Source organism: Arthrobacter sp. 01N444 (assembly GCF_056399305.1).
In genome coordinates, this window is sequence record NZ_JBFTRB010000017.1 from 1 (window position 1) to 16,137 (window position 16,137).

12 protein-coding genes and 1 pseudogene are annotated in these 16,137 nt (G+C 64.1%); 7 read left to right on the forward strand and 6 right to left on the reverse strand.

Going from position 1 to position 16,137, the window contains the following annotated elements; genetic code table 11:
• The coding region (locus AC1DKN_RS16620; RefSeq protein WP_476871935.1) for a lyase family protein at positions 1-434 on the reverse strand (434 nt) is incomplete at its 3' end.
• 166 nt (positions 435-600) lie between these two features.
• Positions 601-1,329: a FadR/GntR family transcriptional regulator gene (locus AC1DKN_RS16625; protein WP_476851194.1), complete on the reverse strand. Its 729-nt coding sequence runs from the start codon at positions 1,327-1,329 to the stop codon at positions 601-603.
• A gap of 109 nt (positions 1,330-1,438) precedes the next feature.
• Here AC1DKN_RS16625 and AC1DKN_RS16630 point away from each other — a divergent pair.
• Positions 1,439-2,650: pseudogene (locus AC1DKN_RS16630) on the forward strand (amylo-alpha-1,6-glucosidase); the annotation flags it as partial.
• A 97-nt stretch (positions 2,651-2,747) separates the two neighbouring features.
• Here AC1DKN_RS16630 and AC1DKN_RS16635 read toward each other — a convergent pair.
• Together AC1DKN_RS16635 and AC1DKN_RS16640 are read right to left on the reverse strand one after the other, a co-directional pair.
• On the reverse strand, positions 2,748-4,112 hold the full coding sequence (locus AC1DKN_RS16635; protein ID WP_476871936.1) for an MFS transporter: 1,365 nt from the start codon (positions 4,110-4,112) through the stop codon (positions 2,748-2,750).
• Positions 4,113-4,230: 118 nt separating this feature from the next.
• Positions 4,231-8,097 carry a hydantoinase B/oxoprolinase family protein gene (locus AC1DKN_RS16640; protein WP_476871937.1) on the reverse strand — a complete coding sequence of 1,289 codons (3,867 nt, stop codon included), beginning with the start codon at positions 8,095-8,097 and terminating at the stop codon, positions 4,231-4,233.
• A 398-nt stretch (positions 8,098-8,495) separates the two neighbouring features.
• Here AC1DKN_RS16640 and AC1DKN_RS16645 point away from each other — a divergent pair, with 398 nt between their 5' ends.
• Positions 8,496-9,083, forward strand: coding sequence for an isochorismatase family protein (locus tag AC1DKN_RS16645; RefSeq protein WP_476871993.1), 588 nt, complete (start codon positions 8,496-8,498; stop codon positions 9,081-9,083).
• Between the two features lie 21 nt (positions 9,084-9,104).
• A complete protein-coding gene (locus AC1DKN_RS16650; RefSeq protein WP_028278268.1) occupies positions 9,105-9,932 on the forward strand; it encodes an IclR family transcriptional regulator in 828 nt (275 codons plus the stop codon).
• Positions 9,933-10,145: 213 nt separating this feature from the next.
• Here AC1DKN_RS16650 and AC1DKN_RS16655 read toward each other — a convergent pair whose 3' ends face one another.
• Positions 10,146-10,892: an IclR family transcriptional regulator gene (locus tag AC1DKN_RS16655; protein ID WP_476871938.1), complete on the reverse strand. Its 747-nt coding sequence runs from the start codon at positions 10,890-10,892 to the stop codon at positions 10,146-10,148.
• Positions 10,893-11,574: 682 nt separating this feature from the next.
• On the opposite strand from AC1DKN_RS16655, the gene AC1DKN_RS16660 reads away from it, so the two are divergent.
• Positions 11,575-12,354 carry an N-carbamoylsarcosine amidohydrolase gene (locus AC1DKN_RS16660; protein ID WP_476871939.1) on the forward strand — a complete coding sequence of 260 codons (780 nt, stop codon included), beginning with the start codon at positions 11,575-11,577 and terminating at the stop codon, positions 12,352-12,354.
• 675 nt (positions 12,355-13,029) lie between these two features.
• Here AC1DKN_RS16660 and AC1DKN_RS16665 read toward each other — a convergent pair.
• Positions 13,030-13,722, reverse strand: a complete 693-nt coding sequence (locus AC1DKN_RS16665; protein ID WP_476871940.1) for a DUF4386 family protein — start codon at positions 13,720-13,722, stop codon at positions 13,030-13,032.
• Positions 13,723-14,221: 499 nt separating this feature from the next.
• Between AC1DKN_RS16665 and AC1DKN_RS16670 the strand changes: the two genes are divergently transcribed.
• Genes AC1DKN_RS16670 through AC1DKN_RS16680 form a run of 3 tightly spaced genes read left to right on the forward strand, consistent with a single transcriptional unit; the run spans position 14,222 to position 16,023 of the window.
• On the forward strand, positions 14,222-14,485 hold the full coding sequence (locus AC1DKN_RS16670) for a hypothetical protein (protein WP_476851192.1): 264 nt from the start codon (positions 14,222-14,224) through the stop codon (positions 14,483-14,485).
• A 47-nt stretch (positions 14,486-14,532) separates the two neighbouring features.
• Positions 14,533-15,258 (forward strand): hypothetical protein, encoded by a 726-nt coding sequence (locus AC1DKN_RS16675; RefSeq protein ID WP_476857416.1) that lies wholly within the window; start codon positions 14,533-14,535, stop codon positions 15,256-15,258.
• Positions 15,259-15,315: 57 nt separating this feature from the next.
• A complete protein-coding gene (locus AC1DKN_RS16680; RefSeq protein ID WP_476857415.1) occupies positions 15,316-16,023 on the forward strand; it encodes a hypothetical protein in 708 nt (235 codons plus the stop codon).
• Positions 16,024-16,137: the final 114 nt, after the last annotated feature.

Here is a 16,137-nt window from a genome sequence, read left to right on the forward strand (position 1 = left end):
CTGAGGTTGACGTGGTCGTTGGGGTGCAGCCGGGCGTAGTCGCCCTTCGGGTGCCCGAGGATTTCCAGGGCCCGGTTGGCGATGACCTCGTTGGCGTTCATGTTCGAGGAGGTCCCGGCGCCGCCCTGGATGACGTCGACGACGAATTGTTCGCTGAGTTTGCCGTTCATGACCTCGGTGCAGGCTTGCCCGATGGCGGCGGCACGCCCGGCGTCGAGCAGTCCGAGCTCGTGGTTGGTGCGGGCGGCGGCGAGTTTCACGGCGGCCAGGCCGCGGACCAGGTGCATGTTGGAGGACAGTGGCTGGCCGGTGATGGGGAAGTTCTCCACGGCCCGGAGGGTGTGGACGCCCCAGTAGGCGCCGGCGGGAACGTCCCGGTCGCCCAGGAGGTCGTGTTCGGAGCGGGTGTCCGGGGCGGTATGGGCGTTGGTCATTGGGTCCTCACAGGGCTTCGTTGACGGGTTTGGACGGAAAATCTGGGGCAGGCCTGAGTGACGCCGCTGCCAGCACGGTGGGCATGGTTGTTCCAGGGCAAAGAGACCGCGCGGGGCCTGCGGCGAGTGCAGCAGGGGAGGGTGGGTGAAATCCGAGGTTTAGGATCTAGCGCGTATGGCCGGACCTGGAGTTTCCGCTTCCGGGGACGATGGTGCCCAGGGCGCATTCAACCCCGTGCAAATGCATCCTCATGGCCTGGGATGCTTCGTCGGCTGATCCACTCTCGATGGCGGCGAAAATGCGGGCGTGCTCCTGACCCGATTCTTTGCGCCGGTCCGCCACGAGGTTAAGCGTGTTCGATTGGTTGGCCATGGCGTCACAGATGTCGGACAGGAATGATTCGAACACGCCATTGCCGCTGCACCGGGCGATGGTCACGTGGAACTCGGTGTTCAAAAGCACCCACTGCTGGAGATCGTCCTCCTCGGACATTTCCCGGAGGATTTCCCGAAGGGCCTCCAGGTCTTCGTTGCTGCGGCGTTGGGCGGCGAGGCCCGCGGCCGGCACTTCCACGTGGGGGCGGGCTTCCACGAGGGCGCTGGCCGAATATTTGCCGAGTTTGAGGTCCTGGGCCACCTTGTCAGCGATGACGAAGGTGCCTTTACCCGTGTGGGTGGCCGTGAGTCCCAACGCGGTGCAGGAACGCAGTGCCTCCCTGACCATCGTGCGGCTCACGCCGTACTGTTTGGCCAGCGATGCCTCTGAGTCCAGCCGGGTGCCGACAGGGATCTTGCCGCCTTCGATTGCGCTGCGGAGGGATGCGAAGACCGCTTCGGCCGCGCCGACGCGTACCACTCGATCTTGTGCAGCTGTCCAGCTGTCCAACAGGTCCATATGAAGACTATGGCACCTGTCACACAGACCGTCAAGGAAGTCTCGAATATGTCGTGACGGGGGCGGCCTCACTCGCCACGTGTGGCCGATGGGGAGCGGCGTTTTTAGTTATGGCAGCGTCGATGCGACCCCGCTATTTGTGAGTGTGCTCGGGGCCGTCAGCCGCTGGGGGTTCGCCAAGGAGACCATTGCCGCCCTGCTGCCCAACGCGGACCGGGCACTGGACTGGGTCCGGGGACCGCGACGGCGATGGCTTCGTCGAATATGGCCGCCTGAATGATCGGGGGCTGATCAACCAGAGGTGGAAGGATTCCTGGGACGGGATCAGCCTCCGGACGGCACCCTGGCGGAATCGCCGATCGCCCTGTGCGAGGTCCAAGCCTACGTGTTCGCAGCGTACACGGCGCGTGGGTGGATGGCCTATGACGCCGGCGACACGGCCGTGGGTGACGAGCTCACCGACCGGGCGGCAGAGTTGAAAAAACGGTTCAACGAACAGTCGTGGCTGCCCGATCGCGGACATTATGCGATCGCGTTGGATAAGGACAAGCGCCCGTGGACGCCTGCGCCTTTAACATGGGCCACTGCCTCTGGTTCGGTCTCGTGGATGAGGACAAGGCGCCGTTGGTAGCCGAGAAGCTGATGTCCCCGCAGATGTTCTCCGGCTGGGGTGTTCGCTCCCTGGCTACCGAGATGGGGGCTTACAACCCGGCGAGCTACCACAACGGCTGGGCCTGGCCGCACGACAATGCCACTATTGCGGCCGGCCTGGTGGGCTACGGTTTCGTGAAAGAAGCGCAGCAGATCGCTGCGGCACTGCTTGAGGCTGCCCAGTACTCGGACGGCCGGTTGCCCGAGCTCTTCTGCGGCTTCGACCGGGAACGGTTCACCCAGCCCGTGCCGTACCCGACGGCGTGTTCGCCGCAGACCTGGGCCGCGACCGCGTCGATTCTGCTGGTGACAAGCCTGATGCGCTACGACGCGCATGTATCCCGGGGTGGTCTGTGGCTGGACCCGGTACTGCCGGAGGCCTACGGCGACCTGCACATCACCAATGCCCCCCATGGCTGGCGGCCGGATTACCATCGACATTTCCGGTTCCACCACCTCCGTCCAAGGGCTGCCCAAGGGCATGGCGCTGCACCGCGGGCACCGGCCTTGGATGACCGAACTGGTGGAACAGGCCAAGCTGCGCAAAGAACCTTGGCGGGACGAGCCGGCCCGACAGCCTCCTGGGCAACGCGGCATGTCACCTCCTGCTCACCTCAGGCGGGAGGTGGGCAGCAGCAACTGGACCTTGCCGTCGCGGTCCACTCGATAAGGGCTACGGATTAATGTCATCCGCACGGCGCGAACTCCCTGGTCCCATAGAGTTCGCGCCGTGTGGATGGATTTGTGGTGCGGGTTTCGGAAGCCTGTCAGTCCTTGCGGACCTTGCTGGGGTCGACGTTCCGGGCGGCGAAGATCAGCAGGCCGGAGGCCAGGATGGGGAGGACGCCCCACCAGAGGGTGGCGTTGATCCAGCCGGCGCCGGCGGCGAGGGCGGCGGTGATCAGCAGTCCGCCAATGATCGCTCCGACCTGGCCGGAGGCGTTGATGATGGAGCTTCCGGTTGCCCGGGTGTGGACGGGGAAGCTTTCGCCGGTGAAGAACAGCAGGGCGGAGAAGGGGCCGATGAGGAAGAACAGCCCGGCGCTGTACAGCCCGATGATGAGCGGGAAGTTCCCGTTCGGTGCCTGGAGCATGGTGAAGAAGGAGACGGCACACAGAATCCAGCCGATCCCGATCGCGTTGCGGCGCCCGATCCGGTCGCCGAGCCAGCCGTGGAACAGGTAGCCGGCGAAGGCCGTGGCATTGGAGATGATGAGTACCAGCAGCGCGTTGTCGAACTCGATGTTCTTGCCGTCCGGTGCGGTAAGCAGCGACGTGCCGAGGATCGCGAATGCAAGGACGCCGAGCCAGTTCAGGAGGAAGGCTCCGCCGATCGTCAGGGTGGACCGCAGCGACTCCCCACGGAAGACCGAGACGAGCGGACTGGCCTTCTCCGAGACGTCGATTCCGTATTTCTCCCCGAGCTGCCGCGCCTCTTCCACCCTGCCGTCCTTGATCATCTTGTCGATCTGGTGACGGTGGGCGAATTGGGGGCTCTCCTTGAGCCAGCGTCCGGCGATGACGATGAAGACGGCGGGGATGGCGGCCACGGCGAAGCAGAGCGCCCACCCCCCGATGGGGAACAGCAGGTAGACGGACCCGGCAGCCAGGACGGAGCCGACCGGCCAGCCGGATTGGACGAGTGAGTAGATGAGACCGCGGCGGCGGGCCTTGGCAGGATCGCTGTTGTGGGCAAACATCTCGTTGAGGTACGCCGCGTTGATGGCCTGTTCGGCGTAGCCGAGGCCGGCCAGTGAACGCACGAGGACCAGGAAGACGAGTCCAAGGCCGGCAGCGAGGCCCACAACCCAGCCGACAGTGGCCGTCAGCAGGGAGGCGACGGCGGCACCGATGACGGCGATCAGGATGCCCTTGCGGCGGCCGATCCGGTCGACGATCGGGCCGATCCCGAAGGCCACGAGTGCAGTTCCTGCAGTCACCCAGGTATTGATCCCCGTGGACTGGGCCGCGCTCCAGCCGAGGTCTGAGGCAAGCATCGGCAGGAGGTTGCCGAACAGGACGAAGTCATAGACAGCGAAGGTCCAGGCGAAGAAGCAAATCCAGGTGGCCAGCCGGACGTCCTTGGGCATGACATCAGACTCGACAAATTGAAAGGTTGGGGCAGTGGTCATAACGGTTCCTAATTCACGGGGATGGTGGGGATGTGATCAGTAGGGAACGAAGGGGGGCGGCCTGGAGACCAGCGTCAATAACTGGCTCCAGGCCGCCCCTTTTACTGCGTTTACTGGCTTAGGTTGCGGAACTGAGCTCGGCGACCGATACCTCGCGGCGTTCGGCGGTTGACCTCAGATCGACCGTGAGTTGGCCGTTGACCTCCTTGAGGACCACACCGTAGTCACGGGCGGCCGCCTCGGCGGTCGTGAAGCCGTCCAGCACGTCCTCGAGGACCTTCAGAGGGTCCCGCTTGCGCGGGTCACCGAAGCCACCACCGCTGGGTACGGTGATCTGGAGTGAGTCACCGGCCAGCAGTTGACGTCCGGTGACCTTGGACGGCCAGGACTCCTCGCCCGCCCGGCCGACGTTCTTCACGAGCGAGCCGTTGAGGCCGTCATGGCCGCCGAAGGCTCCCCATGGAACGTCCGACTCGTGGCGTTCACCCTCGCAGGTGATCGCGGTGTCGGTCAGGAAGGTGTTCTCCCGGACGATGCCGATGCCGCCGCGGAATTCACCGGCCGCCGCCGGCTCGGAGCGCAGTTCGTAGCGGTCGGTGCGCATCGGGAACCGCCACTCGAGCTCCTCGATCGGGTTGTTGCGGGTGTTGGCGATGAGGTTGTCGACGGAGTCCGGCCCGTCGCTGGTTGCGCGGGCGCCGTAGGAGCCCTCGTTGACCTCGAGGTAGACCCAGTACTCACCCTGTTTCTCGTCCCAACCGGAGTAGGAGATGAAGTGGATGTGGGCGGAGTTGCCGGCCGTGACGCGTTCCGGAATAACTGGGGCCAGGGCCCGCAGGGCCAGGTCGACGGCCCGCTGTACCTGGGAGAACCGCGAGAAGGTCGCAGCCGGGTACGTCGGGTTGAAGATGGTGCCCTCCGGAGCGATCACCTTCAGCGGCTTGAGCATGCCCTCGTTCTGGGGCACGAACACCGGGAATGCGACCTCGTCCAGGAATATCATCCGGGTGATGAACGTGAACGCCGAGACCGTCGTGCCCTCGAATGCGCAGTTGTAGGCAGTCGGCACCTGTTCGGAGGACCCGGTGAGGTCATAGGTGATCTCGTCACCCTCGACGATCACCTTCACGACGATCGGCAGCTTCTTGCCGTAGTTGCGGCCGTCGTCGTCCAGGTAGCCGACCTCGGTCTCGTAGACGCCGTCGGGGATCTTGGCGATCTCCTGGCGCAGCATCCGCTCCGAGTAGTCGATCCAGCTCTGGCCGGCTTCGCGGACCGCACCGAAGCCGTACCGCTCGATGAGGGCGATGTAGCGGGACTTGGCCAGCTCGCAGGCGGCGATCATCGCCTGGAAGTCGCCCTCGTTGGAGGTGGGTGTCCGGGTGTTGTTGAGGATGTGCCGGATCAGCGATTCCTGGCGGACGCCCTTCTCGGAAATCTTCACTGCCCGGAAGATGGTGCCTTCGGACTGGATGTCCTGGATGTCCACCATCAGTCCGGAGTACGCACCGCCGTTGTCGATCAGCTGGCCCGAGGCGCCGGCGAAGCCGACGAGTTCCCCGTCGTGGAAGATCGGTTCGATGATCGCGACGTCGGGGGAGTGCGTGGCGCCGAGGTACGGATCGTTGTGCAGGATGATGTCACCGTCGTGGATGTCCTCGCCGAGGACCGAGATCACACCCTTGACGATCTTGGGCATCGAGCCCATGAACATTGGCGTGGAGTCGGACTCGGCCAGCACGTTTCCGTCCTTGTCGAAGAGCCCTGCACCGAGGTCCTCGGACTCACGGATGATCGAGGAGTAGGCCATGCGGAAGAGCACCGATGCCATTTCCTTGGCTGCCGAGTTCAGGGCGCCGCCGATCACGCGCATCAGGATCGGGGTGGCCAGTTTCTCGGCGCTCTGGGTGGCGGCCGGGCAGTCGATGACGAGGTTGCCGGCTGCATCCACCGCTCCGGAGAATCCCGGAGGAATAACTGTGGTGGAGTCGTACTGCTCGATGATGGCGGGGCCGGTGAAGGTGATTCCCACGCCCATCCTGTCGCGGTCGTAGAAGCCGGTGTCCAGGGTGACCGGCTTGCCTTCCTGTTCGAAGGTCACCGGGCGGGTTTCCACCAGGGCGTCATCGAGGGAACCGGACTTGATCGCTTCCGGCGTGGGCAGGTCATCCATCAGGGCGCTGGCCTCCACGCGGATGTTGATGACTTCCACGGTGCCGTTCTTGAAGCGGTGTCCGTACTCCTCGAAGTGGGCGTCGTGGAAGGCTGCCTCGGCCTTTTCCAGCCAGGCCTGGTTAACCGGTCCGGCGGGCGCAGTGAAGCGGATCTCGTACCCCTGGCCCTCGTAGCGCGCGTCGGCGAGCCATTCGAGCTTGCGGCGTCCGGCTGGCACATCCTCGGCATCGAGTTGGGCGTTGGCCTCGCGCTCCAGTTGCTCATAGGAGCCCTGGATGGCGGCGGGGTCCGCGCTGGCGAACGTGAACCGCCTGGTGGCGACGAACTCATACTTCTCGTCGGTAGCCAGCAGGCCGGTCGCAGCCATGATGCCCGGGTGAGCCGGGATCAGCACCTTCGGGACCTCCAGCTCCGCGGCGATCTCGCAGGCGAACAGTGCGCCGGCGCCGCCTGCCGCTACGAGGGTGAAGTCACGTGGATCGTAGCCGCGGCGTACGGAGTTCTGCTCGATCGCCTGGGTCATGCCGAACTTCTGGATCTGCAGCGCGCCGAGGGCGGCCTGGTCCACGGACATGTTGAGTTTTTCCGCCAGACCTTCCATGGCCTTTCGGGCGCCATCGAGATCCAAATCCATGCCTGAGCCTGCCAGGACGCGGTCAGGGCGCATGCGCCCCAGCAGCATCTGGGCGTCAGTTGATGTCGGCTCCGTCCCGCCCCGGCCGTAGCAGACCGGGCCCGGGACGGCGCCGGCAGACTGCGGACCGACGCGGAAGACACCGCCGGCGTCGACGTAGGCGATGGAGCCGCCGCCTGCGCCGATGGTGTCGATATCCACCATCGGGACCATTGCCTGGTGGTCGCCGATCTTGGTGTCCAGCAGGTGGCGCATGCGCAGTTCACCCTGATAGGCCACACCGATGTCCGCTGAGGTCCCCCCAATGTCCAGAGTGACCACGTTATCGAAGCCGGACTGACGACCGGCCCACATGCCGCCGATCAGGCCGCCGACCGGTCCGGACATCATCAGTGTGACGGGCCGCTTGGCGGCCTCCTTGATCGGGACCATACCGCCGGAGGACTGCATCAGCAGGATCTCCCGCTTGTAACCCAATCCTTCTGCCTGCTCCTGCAGGCGGTAGAGGTAACGGGAGACCCGGGGCCCGACATAGGCATTCAGCGCCGTGGTGGAAAACCGCTCATACTCCCGGTACAGGGGCACGATCTCGCTGGAAAGGGACAGATAGGCCTCAGGGAACTCCTCCGCGACGATTTCCCCGATCCGCTGCTCGTGGGCGGGATTCAGATACGAGTGCAGCAGGCAGACGGCGATGGCTTCGACTCCGGCCGCCTTCAGCTCGTGCACGCGCTCACGGACCTCGTCCTCGTCCAGGGGAACCAGGACCTCGCCGTTCGGTGCGGTGATGCGCTCCTTGACGGTGAGCCTGTGGCGGCGCTTGATCAGGGGCTTGGTCTGCCAGGGCAGATCCTGCTGGAGGGAGAAGTTGTACGGCTTCTTGTGACGGGCGATGTGCAGGATGTCCCTGAAACCCTCGGTGGTGATCATCCCGACCTCCGCACCCGTGTGCGTCAGCGCGGTGTTGGTGGCGACAGTGGTTCCGTGCACCAGCTGGTCGATCTCCGAAAGCGACACCCCGGCCTTCGCGCAGAGCTTTATGATGCCGTTGATCACGGCCTCAGACGGATCGTGCGGGGTGGAGGGAACCTTCTCCACAACGGCGATGCGCTGGTCGTCGTCCGAGAAATACAAGTCGGTGAATGTACCGCCGACGTCTACTCCGATGCGCTTCATAAGGGGGGTCCTTTCGAAAGTTTGGTTCAGGACTGGGTTGAAGGGAAAGGCGGGGGCCGCTCGGCCGGGCCCGGATTCACCCGGGATTGGAGCTAGTCCGCTGGGCCGGGGGTCCGGTCCCGCAATCCGATGTGCGGTAGCTCACATCGTTGCTTAGAAAGCAATTTAGTTCCTTTGGAAACAACGCGCAATGCTTTTGACGTTCATTACTTGGGACTTCCCCTTTTGCGTCAGGGACGTGCGCCTCCCTAAGAGTTGGAGAGCAGCTTGCGGAAGGATTCGGCAAGGCTCTGCCAAGCAGGGTGGGGAGGGGGCACGGTCGGTTCTTGGACTGCTGAGAAAAAAGGGTTACATGTTGCAGAACTAGCGGCTACGGCACCCGGCCGGCCGTCATCCACATCGACATGGCCAACGCCTGGACCCGCCCGGGCCACCAGCTCTCCTGCAAGAACATGGAGACCATCATCCCGGCCTGCCAGGACCTCAACACTCCGGCCCGCGCCAAGGGCGTGCCGGTGATCTACACGACCACCGCCTATGACGTCCTCGATGTGAACCTGCCGTCCCACATGGGCCTGTGGTCCCAAAAGATCCCGGTTGAGACCCTGGATCCCAACTCGGAAGCTGTGAAGATCGACGACCGCATCGCCCCGCAGCCGGGAGAGCTCGTCATCACCAAAAAGCGTGCATGCGCCTTCCCCGGCACCAACCTGCAGCAGTTCCTGACGGTGACCCGGATTGATACCGTCATCATCACCGGCGTGACCGCGGCCGGCTGTGTCCGCCACACGGTGGAGGACGCGATCGCCAAGGGCTTCCGCCCGATCATCGTCAAGGAGGCCGTGGGCGACCGCGCGCCAGGAGTCGTGGCGTGGAACCTGTTCGATATGGACTCCACGTTCGGCGACGTGGAGCCGCTGGAGACTTGTCCTCCGACGAGAGGTTGGATGGGCACGCCGTACGATGGCTACGGTGACTGCGCGTAGCGCCTGGAGAGGGAGAACCCAATGCTTGACCCACAAACAACCACTGACAAACCGCAAGGGGCGGCAGCATCGCTGCTCAACGGTCTTACCGTGCTCGAAGCCTTCTCTGTCGCCAAGCGTTCCCTCTTGGGCGTCACGGAGATCTCCGAGCTCGTTGGCCTGCACAAGAGCACGGTCTCCCGGATGCTTAGCGGCCTGGACGAAGCCGGCTACGTGCAGCGCGACGAGGAAACAGGGCGATACCGCCTCGGGCTCGGGATGATCGGCCTGGCCGGACCACTGCTGGCCGAGCTTAGCGTCCGCCGTGCCGCTCTGCCCCACCTCGAAGAACTCACACAGGCCACCGGCGAGACGGCCGCGATCGCCGTTTGGAACGGCAGCAACGCGATCGTCGTGGAACAAACGGCTTCCACCCACCAGGTCAAGCACAGTGCGGCGATCGGCACGCGCTACAACAAGTTCGCCAGTTCCTCAGTCCGCGTGTTCCTCGCCGAACTGCCGCCCGAGGAGACCGACCGTCTGCTTGCCGACCGTACGGTCCTGCGGGAGGGCTACCTCGGTCTCGAAGACCCGGCCCACGAACAGCTCGTCGGCGTGCGTGACGACGGATTCGCCGTCAACGACGGCGAGACCACTTACGAGGAATACGGCGTGTCCGCTCCTGTGCGGGACTACCGGGGCGAAGTCGTCGGCTGCATCACTGCCAGCGCGCCCCGATCCCGAGTGCAGTACATGCAGAGTCAGTCGATCCTGCGCGAAGCCGTCCTAGAGGCCGCGGCGCGGGTGTCTACACGGTTGGGCCACCTGCCGGGGAAACAGATCCAGGTCGCTGACGGCGCTGTTGGCTGATCCGAGCAGGAGCCGATGGGCCTGCGAGCCGTGATCCTCGATGGTTTGCCAGAGCAGGGACCGACGGAACCTCAAGCAAGCCCACCCCCTCGAAGTTGGCATCTGCTCCCTCTCGGAAGGCTTTTTCCAAGTGCGACAGCGCGGTCAAGCGTCTCGATCTGAATGCGGTCGAATACACGATGTTGCTGACGTTCGCCTAGCCGCGTGGGTGAATCACCCCGGAAGCGAGGCCGCCCAGCCCAAGCGGGTGGATACTTCCGAGGCAGCCTGTTGTACGGCTTGAACCAGAGCATCCATGGTGGCGTGCTTTTGCACACGGGAACGGGGAGCGGATGCAGTGATGCACCCAACCACCTTGCCCCGGTAATCCCGAACCGGAGCGGAGACCCCAAACTCCTCCTCCGTAGTCGAACCGTCGTTAATGGCGTATGCCTGACGGGCGACTTCCTGCAGGTGGGCGGTGTGGTCCAACGGCAAACCATCTCCTGCCGTGCGTAGTATCTGCCCGGATCCGATCAGTTCCGTCGCGAGAGCCGGCGCCAGCTCCGCCAGGAAAACCCGCACTGAAGAGCTCTCGAATTTGTTGTACCGGGTTCCGATGGTGGCAGTGTGTTTGACCTGATTCGGGCTGGCAACCTGCTCCACGACGATGGCCTCGTGACCATTCCAGACCGAGATAGCGCTGGTCTCTTGGGTGCTTTCGGTTAACTTCTCCAAATACGGAACCGCAGCACGGCGGACATCCAGATCCGCCAGCAAAGGGGCGGACAACGCGAGGAGGCCCAGCCCGAGCCGATACCGTCCCGTCTCCTCATCCCGCTGGACATATCCAGCTTCTGTTAGACCGCTAAGAATGCGTGAGACCGTGCTCTTGTGGAGGCCAACACGCTGAGCAACCTCAGTCACACCAAGAACCGGACTTTGAACGGAAAAGGCTTCCAGGACAGCAAGACCGTTCAACAGTGACGCCGCAGCTCCTTGGACCTGCCCGTTGTCCTGCCTCGGCCTGCCTGCCACCTTCATCCTTTCGCGCTACGTGACTATCCCGCCACTCTTTGGGGCCATCATATGCCGCAATCTGTACCCGCCCCACTGAGGTTGTCAGTTCCATACTGCGGACGTGAGATTAACGAACAGAAGGCCCGCCTTGGCGGGCCTCCGAAGTGTTCCGCTCACACTGCATCCTAGCTTCGGCCGGCTTCCCTGCTTTTGCCTTTTGTCCCGAAGGGATCGGCTGCTTTGCTAGCAACATAGTCACAACAGGAGCAACGCGCATAGGCCTACTGTGCGCTCTATCCACCCGATATACCTGACTTGGCGGGCCGACGATGTTGCTTGTGGAGCAATGCGAGCCTCAATAGAGAAACCGGCGGATTTTGTCATCGCGTGGCACGAATGTTTCCGCCGGGAAAACTGCGGACGCCTCAGCCCGTGTTGCTGGGGTGGGCGGGCGGCGAACCGGACCCTCGCCGGGCTGCCGGAGTGACGCACTCGCCGATGCTCGCCCTATCGAGAAGTTGGTCCGGTGGAGATGCAGACTTCGGGCACCTCTGGTGGTGCGCCAGTTCGTGCGCTACAGTATCCAGTACAGCAACCTCGTTGCTAGCTTAGAAACACAAAAGCCGAGAGAGTGGAGAGAACCATGACTACAGAGACAGCGACGTCCAACGACATCGAAGCCCGTCTTGCAGCAGTGCTGGAGGAGGCGTTCGAAGCAGGCACGGGCATCTACAACGAGCGAGGCTTCAAGCGTCGGATCGGCTACGGCAACCGCCCCGCCGTCATCCACATCGACCTCGCGAATGCTTGGACCCGTCCGGGCCACCCGTTCAGCTGCCCGGGCATGGAAGAGATCATCCCCAACGTCCAGCGGATCAACGAGGCCGCGCGCGCCAAGGGCGTCCCGGTCTTCTACACCACGAACGTGTATCGCAACCGCGACGCCACCTCCGGGACGAACGACATGGGTTTGTGGTACTCGAAGATCCCCACGGAGACCCTTCCGGCGGATTCCTACTGGGCGCAGATCGATGACCGCATTGCGCCCGCGCCCGGCGAGGTCGTGATCGAGAAGAATCGCGCCTCGGCGTTCCCGGGGACGAACCTCGAGCTCTTCCTGACCTCCAACCGCATCGACACCCTGATCGTGACCGGTGCGACCGCGGCCGGGTGCGTGCGCCACACCGTCGAGGACGCGATCGCGAAGGGCTTCCGCCCGATCATCCCCCGGGAGACCATCGGCGACCGCGTCCCGGGCGTCGTGCAGTGGAACCTCTACGACATCGACAACAAGTTCGGTGACGTGGAGTCCACGGATTCGGTGGTGGAGTACCTGAACCGCCTCCCGCAGTTCGAGGACACGGTCCCGAAGACCCTCTCGGATCCCCAGCCCGAGGTCGCGACCCCCGCGGATCCGGCCTGAGCCGCACCACACTCTCGGAACCCCGCGGCCCGGCATCCCCAGGCCGACCCGACGACAGCCGGCACCCCTCAGCGGGCGCCGGCTGTCGTCGGGTCAGGCTGGGCTGCGGTGATGAGTGCGTTTCTGGAACACCCCTGGTCAGGGGCTTGTGGGCTGCTGAATGTGTACAAATCCTTTATGGTCCCTTTCGGGGCCCATTTTTGTTGGTGGCCGTTGCGGTCTGGCGGCTCCTTCTTGTGACGTGGACAGCGGTGTTGCTGCGTACTCCTTCATGGCCGGGAGCGCTTAGACCTGCATGACTGGCTGAGTCTTGGGGATCAAATCTTCGTGGTTATCCGCCGTGGCCGCGGGAAAGGCGTGAGCGCCCGTGCTGGGTTGCTGAACGTTAGCGGGTGGGCATCTTCGGGGCCCGAGTCGGACCTCACCGGTGAGGTCGGCGCGGCTGAAGGCAGGTCAGCCGATCCGCTGGGCCAGGGGCACGATAATCCTCCGGACCGCGCACATGGGTGATACGCCAACGGTGATACCGACATAATCGCAACGTCGTAGATGTGGCATGAGGCGTTCTCCGGTATTCATCGTCTCGATCCATCCGAACGGATGGAGCCGACGCGAATTCTCAACACAATCACTTGGACCGCTGGGGCAAGTCCGACCTCCACGAACCTTAAGCCGTCAGCGCGTGCCGGCCGCATGGACGGCCGCGGCTGGCTGGCCCTGCCGTGACTGGCTCCACGCCATCCAGCCACCCGATGCAGCCATGAGCAAGGCACCGGCCGGTTGTGTCGGAAGGCTGCTGCCCGTGGTCGCCTGCCCCAGCACGACGCCGAGGAGGTAGAACAGTACGGCGCCGGCAATCCATAGCGCCCCGGCCCAACGGGGGAGCGTCCGGGACTGCCAGACCGCGACTCCAAGCAAGACGTTGCCAACGAACGCGAGCAGCAGCCCGAGCAGGAACGAGACCGTCATGGCGGATGGAAACTCCAGAAGCATGACGTCCCGGTTCCCTTCCAGATACGCCTTCCCGATCGCGGGAGTGGCGAAAGTGGAGAGGACAGCGGGGACCATTAGCAAGGCAGTTCCTGCGACGGTGATGACTGTTGCTGCCAGTGCCAGGCGGCCGACGCGGCTGTTGGCCAGGCAGCAGCCCAGCGCGAACACCCCGAAGATGGCGAGGATGGTGCCTCCGTAGCTGCCGAGAAAGTGGCTGGATTGATACGAGCCCGAGCTGACGAACCGTGCCCAGGCGTCTGGATCCTTTTGCTGGTCCGGCTGAGGCTCAAGCGTGGCCCAGGCGGTGATCAGACCGTAAAGGGGCAGTGTCCACAACCCCGCCCGGATCCAGTGGGTGATGTTCTGTGCGTTCATGGACCGCCTCCTTCCCCGACCACGTGCCCGCCGCCTGCCCGGAAACAGGGCGACGCCTGCCCCAGCGTAGTTCCAGAACGCATCCCGGGCTAGGGTGCGCGTTGACTCACGGGAAAGGTCCGCGGTACTGCAAAGCTGCGGTGCATCCCGGTCTGGGCGCGCGCTGAGCCTGGAGCAGATGGCCGACTGGCGGGCAATCTACCCACTCCTTCGAATCGGGCAGCGAATCGTGCCTGCACGGTATCTGCGCGCGCTCCGCTGACCGTAGGCTCCATCCCCCGGGGGACAGAATGAGGCACACTTCCCGACCAACTTTCTGGGTTCCCCGCTCCCTCTCAAACTCGATTCGGGCTCGGGAGCGCCCGTTCCATTTCGAGAACCATTCGACGGAATCGCAGGTAAAGGCGGCGTCGAGGCATTGCCCCGGTCAATGGACCCTAGCGACCCGGACCGGGTCCGGCTAGCATCCGGTTGTTACTCCCTTAAACAGAAGGGTCGCATGTCCGAGGAACCAGTAAAGAACCTCGTGCTCGTGCACGGCGGCTTCGTCGACGGATCAGGCTGGCAAGGTGTCTACGACCTGCTGATCGCGGACGGCTACAGAGCCAAAATCGTCCAGAACCCGACCGTGTCCCTTGCCCGCCACGTCTCCGCGCCCAGGATGAGGATCGGCGGCTGGCGGTCCCACCTGAGAGACACTCGCAGGCGCCGACTGGTTCGATCACCCAGAGCTGACCGCTTCACGCAGGTCCCCACCTCGTGACCGGACCCCATTCCCCCAAACAGATTCCGTTCAAGCAAGGACAGATCATGCCTGACACATATGTAATCGAGGAGTCGGAGTACCCGGTCGTCTTCTCTGACAGCCCTGACTCTCCGGCCGCTGAATTTCTGGTCGAAGAAAGACCGCGCTCAATCAGGGACCTCTACCGCCTCGGAATCATCCACCCCGCCATCCCGGAGGAAGATCTGAACGACATCCAACGCAGTCTCGAGCATGCCTCTGTGCCTGATGTGGTTTTCTCTGAGGGTAACCACGGTGTTGTGTCGTCCCGAGAGATCGAGGGCACTGCAACCATTCCGCAGGAAGTTGTGATGGTGCGTGACGCGGTCAGCCGCGCAACGGCGATGCTTATCGCTCGTGGCCATTCTCCTGCCCTGGCGAAGCTGACCGCTGAGAAAGGTGCGCGTTTCATTTCACCGGTCCGCGACGCATTTCCGGTGTGGAAGGAGGTCCGGCTTCTGGACCGCGACCTCGAAGTGCGAGGCCTGCTGTTCCTCAAACGATCGATCAACGCGCTGACGGCCGGGAACGTGAAGTTCCACCAGTACGGCTGGATCGTACCGGAGAGCAGCCACTTCCTGCTCACCTGCAACGAGATGGTCGGTGCCCCGCCTACACCATTGGAGATTCCCCTGGTGGTGGAGGAAATGACCAAGCCCGGCCCGCATCCGCCGATAGAGGGCTATACGGATCGTCTTGCCATCTCCGAGATCCTCGCTCGAGTGGAGGCTGTCACGGCCGGCTGGCGCTGAACTTAACAGCAGCAAACCCATCAGAGACTTAACCTCACCAGAACAGGAGATCCTAAAATGGGCGGCATCGACAAGCGGGGAACGGATGGCGGCGATGGCGCGGCTGGCGCTGCCGGAGGAGACGGACCGCAGGGACAAGGGGGATTCGGAGCGGTGTGCAGTGGCTGGTTCTTCGTCACCGACACTGGTGCCACGCGCGGCGGACGTGGCGGTGATGGCGGCATCGGCGGCCCCGGCGCGGATGGCTTGCCAGGCGGCAAGGGCGGCACCGTTGAACTACACGTGAGCGTCCTCGGCAGCGACGTATCTGTCGACGCTTCAGGCGGCAACGGAGGAAAAGGTGGCAACGGAGGAAAAGGTGGCGCCGGCGGCAAGGGCGGAAAGGGCGGCGACGGAAACGACTGCGAGCCCGGCGCTTACGGCGGCGCAGGAGGGAATGGAGCCCAGGGCGGGATTGGAGGTCGGGGCGGCGACGCGGGCGCAGCCGGAGACATCCTCGTCTTTTACATTTCCGACCAAAGCGGTGGCCAGAGCGTGTTCAAGGCGAAGTCAGGAGACCCCGGCAAAGGAGGAGACCCGGGCCCGGGAGGTGCCGCGGGGGTCACCGGCGACAGCGGCGCCCGAGGCGACTTCAGCCACGCCAGCACTGACCCTGGCCAGCCATCCACACCGGGCCTCGCGGGGCCCAGCGGCGCTCCCGGTCAAATGGGCACGGCGCGCGACGACAAAGACAAGGTCAAATTCCAGCAGGTGACGGTGATTTAGTGTCGAACATCCCGCCCTAACACGGCTCGCGCAACCCTGCTCCCAGATAGTCCAGGGATTTGAAGTGGCTCCGGGCAATGCGGTGGCCACCAACCCGAGGAAGGTGTGGCGTTC

Coding starts and splice junctions, on each gene's coding strand:
- AC1DKN_RS16635 (WP_476871936.1), bottom strand. CDS start 4,112: ATGACCACTGCCCCAACCTTTCAATTTGTCGAGTCTGATGTCATGCCC.
- AC1DKN_RS16640 (WP_476871937.1), bottom strand. CDS start 8,097: ATGAAGCGCATCGGAGTAGACGTCGGCGGTACATTCACCGACTTGTAT.
- AC1DKN_RS16675 (WP_476857416.1), top strand. CDS start 14,533: ATGCCTGACACATATGTAATCGAGGAGTCGGAGTACCCGGTCGTCTTC.
- AC1DKN_RS16625 (WP_476851194.1), bottom strand. CDS start 1,329: ATGGACCTGTTGGACAGCTGGACAGCTGCACAAGATCGAGTGGTACGC.
- AC1DKN_RS16660 (WP_476871939.1), top strand. CDS start 11,575: ATGACTACAGAGACAGCGACGTCCAACGACATCGAAGCCCGTCTTGCA.
- AC1DKN_RS16650 (WP_028278268.1), top strand. CDS start 9,105: ATGCTTGACCCACAAACAACCACTGACAAACCGCAAGGGGCGGCAGCA.
- AC1DKN_RS16680 (WP_476857415.1), top strand. CDS start 15,316: ATGGGCGGCATCGACAAGCGGGGAACGGATGGCGGCGATGGCGCGGCT.
- AC1DKN_RS16670 (WP_476851192.1), top strand. CDS start 14,222: ATGTCCGAGGAACCAGTAAAGAACCTCGTGCTCGTGCACGGCGGCTTC.
- AC1DKN_RS16665 (WP_476871940.1), bottom strand. CDS start 13,722: ATGAACGCACAGAACATCACCCACTGGATCCGGGCGGGGTTGTGGACA.